This is a genomic window from Bradyrhizobium sp., from assembly GCF_016462955.1.
Classification (GTDB): Bacteria; Pseudomonadota; Alphaproteobacteria; order Rhizobiales; family Xanthobacteraceae; genus Bradyrhizobium.
On record NZ_JAEMSD010000760.1, the window covers coordinates 414 to 2,343 of the forward strand.

At 68.7% G+C, this 1,930-nt stretch carries 3 protein-coding genes and 1 pseudogene; all 4 read left to right on the forward strand.

The features are described from left to right. A pseudogene (locus JHD07_RS37980) lies at positions 1–197 on the forward strand (precorrin-3B synthase); the annotation flags it as partial. After that, complete coding sequence (locus JHD07_RS37985; protein ID WP_291631551.1) at positions 197–826, forward strand: precorrin-8X methylmutase; 630 nt, start codon at positions 197–199, stop codon at positions 824–826. The pseudogene JHD07_RS37980 and the gene JHD07_RS37985, both read left to right, overlap by 1 nt. 2 nt (positions 827–828) lie before the next feature. Continuing rightward, a complete protein-coding gene (locus JHD07_RS37990) occupies positions 829–1,560 on the forward strand; it encodes a precorrin-2 C(20)-methyltransferase (protein ID WP_291631553.1) in 732 nt (243 codons plus the stop codon). Further along, positions 1,557–1,930: SAM-dependent methyltransferase (locus JHD07_RS37995; protein ID WP_291631555.1), on the forward strand; the 374-nt coding region annotated here is incomplete at its 3' end. The genes JHD07_RS37990 and JHD07_RS37995, both read left to right, overlap by 4 nt.

Below are 1,930 nucleotides of genomic sequence, written 5' to 3' on the forward strand. Positions count from 1 at the left end.
CTGCCGACGCACGGCTGCATGTCTCCGGCTGTGGCAAGGGCTGCGCCCATTCCGGTGCCGCTGCGGTCACGCTGGTTGCGACGCATGCCGGGTTCGATCTCGTTCGCGGCGGTTCGACGCGCGACGAGCCAGTGCTGCGCGGCCTGAATGGCGCCGACATCGTCGGCGATCCCTCCATCCTCGTGGGAGGCAACTGATGCCGCACACCTACGAGACCGACGGCGCGGCGATCTACCGGCAATCCTTCGCGACCATCCGCACTGAAGCGGATCTTGCCCGCTTCACACAAGACGAGGAGCCGGTGGTGGTGCGCATGATCCACGCCGCCGGCATGGTCGGCCTGGAGGCGCATATCCGCTTCACGCGGGGCATGGCGACAGCCGCGCGCGCGGCCCTGCAGAAGGGCGCGCCGATCCTGTGCGATGCGCGCATGGTCTCAGAGGGCATCACGCGCACAAGGCTGCCTGCGGCCAATGCCGTCATCTGCACGCTCGGAGACGAGTCCGTTCCTGCGCTCGCGCAATCGATGCGCAATACACGGTCGGCCGCGGCGCTGGAGCTGTGGCGGCCGCATCTGGAAGGCGCGATCGTCGCGATCGGCAACGCCCCGACCGCGCTGTTTCATCTGCTCAACATGCTGGAGGATCGCGATTGCCCGCGGCCCGCGGCGATCATCGGCTGTCCCGTTGGCTTCGTCGGCGCGGCGGAATCGAAAGCCGCGCTGATGGCCGATCCGCCGGTTCCGGCATTGACGGTCGAGGGCCGCTTAGGGGGCTCCGCGATCACGGTTGCTGCCGTCAACGCGCTGGCGAGCCGGAGCGAATAGCCATGGGGCGCATCATCTGTTGCGGTCTCGGCCCCGGCGATCCTGATCTGATGAGCGTGCGCGCGGATCGGACCGTGCGCGGCGCTGGTCACATCGCCTATTTCCGGAAGAAGGGCCGGCCGGGCCAGGCGCGGCGCATCGTCGAAGGCATGCTGGCGGCCGGCGTCACCGAATACGCCATGGAGTATCCGGTCACGACCGAGATCGCGTTCGACAGCGCTGAATACGTCCAGATGCTCGCAGGCTTCTACGACGAATGGGCCGAGCGCCTGGCGCGGCTTGCGCGCGCGGTCGACGTCGTCGTGCTGTGCGAAGGCGATCCCTACTTCTACGGCTCGTTCATGCACCTGCATACCCGCCTGCAAGGCCGCGTCGAGATCGAGGTGATCGCCGGCATCCCCGGTATGGTCGGCTGCTGGAACGGCGTTGGGCAGCCGATCGCGCTTGGCGACGACGTGACGACGGTGCTGATGGGCACGCTCCCAGAGGCCGAGCTCGAACGGCGCATGCGCGATTCCGATGCATTGGTCATCATGAAGACCGGCCGCAATCTCGCAAAGGTGTGCCGCGCGCTTCGCTCCGCCGGCCGCCTGGACGAAGCCTGGCTGGTCGAGCGCGGCACCATGCCGGGCGAACGCGTGGTGCGGCTCGCCGAGATCGATGCGGCCGACTGTCCTTATTTCGCGATCGTGCTGGTGCACGGCAAGGGCCGGCATCTGGACGCCGCCGAATGACGGGCACGCTGACCATCGCGGGGCTCGGGCCGGGCAGTGATGCGCTGGTGACGCCGGAGGTTACCGCCGCGTTGGCTGCGGCCACCCAAATTCTGGGCTATGCGCCCTATGTCGCGCGCGTGCCGGCGCGACCCGGCCTCACTCTGCATCCGTCCGACAATCGCGAAGAGCTGCAACGTGCGAGCGAGGCCTTGCGGCTTGCCGCCGAAGGCGGACAGGTCGTCGTCGTCTCCTCCGGCGATCCCGGCGTGTTCGCGATGGCCTCGGCCGTGTTCGAGGCACTCGAACAGGCGCCGCAATGGCAGGCGCTGCCGATCCGCGTACTGCCCGGCATCACGGCGATGCTGGCGGCCGCCGCGCGTGCCGGCGC